General features: G+C 67.3%; 1 protein-coding gene. It reads right to left on the reverse strand.

All coding sequences use genetic code 11. The features are described from left to right. On the reverse strand, positions 1-653 hold a 653-nt coding region (gene rfbA / locus HLH27_RS16895; protein WP_182951286.1), incomplete at its 3' end, for a glucose-1-phosphate thymidylyltransferase RfbA. Position 654: the final 1 nt, after the last annotated feature.

The following is a 654-nucleotide window of genomic DNA, read 5'->3' on the forward strand; positions in this document are numbered from 1 at the left end:
CCCCGGCCCAGTCTTTCGACCTGGAGCGAGCCTTCCTCGAGATAGATCCGGTTCAGGTCCGTGATCTCCAACTCGCCCCGGGGCGAGGGGCGGATCTGGCGGGCGAACTGGCTGACGCGGGCATCGTAGAAATACAGGCCCGTGACTGCCCAGTGCGAGTCCGGCCGGGTGGGCTTTTCGACCAGTGTGCTGGCGCGGCCCTCGGCATCGAAGGTGACCACGCCGTACCGCTCGGGGTCGCGCACCTGGTAGGCGAAGACCGTCGCCCCGCTGTCGCGCTTCGCGGCCCCTTGCAGAAGAACACTGAGATGGTCGGCGAAGATCAGGTTGTCGCCCAGTGCCAGGGCGCAGGGGGCGCCGGCCAGCCAGTCCTCGGCGATCAGGAAAGCCTGGGCGATGCCGTCGGGGCTGGGCTGGACGCGATAGTCGAAGCGCACGCCATATTCCGAACCATCGCCCAGCAGGCGGCGGAACTGCGGCAGGTCGTCGGGGGTGGAGATGATCATGATGTCGCGGATGCCGGCCAGCATCAGCGTCGACAGCGGGTAGTAGATCATCGGCTTGTCGTAGACCGGCAGCAACTGCTTGCTGGTGGCCAGCGTCATGGGGTGCAGCCGGGTGCCCGATCCGCCGGCCAGCAGGATGCCCTTCATC

Origin of the sequence: Gluconacetobacter takamatsuzukensis (genome assembly GCF_014174275.1) — a bacterium.
In the GTDB taxonomy this organism is placed as follows: Bacteria; Pseudomonadota; Alphaproteobacteria; order Acetobacterales; family Acetobacteraceae; genus Gluconacetobacter; species Gluconacetobacter takamatsuzukensis.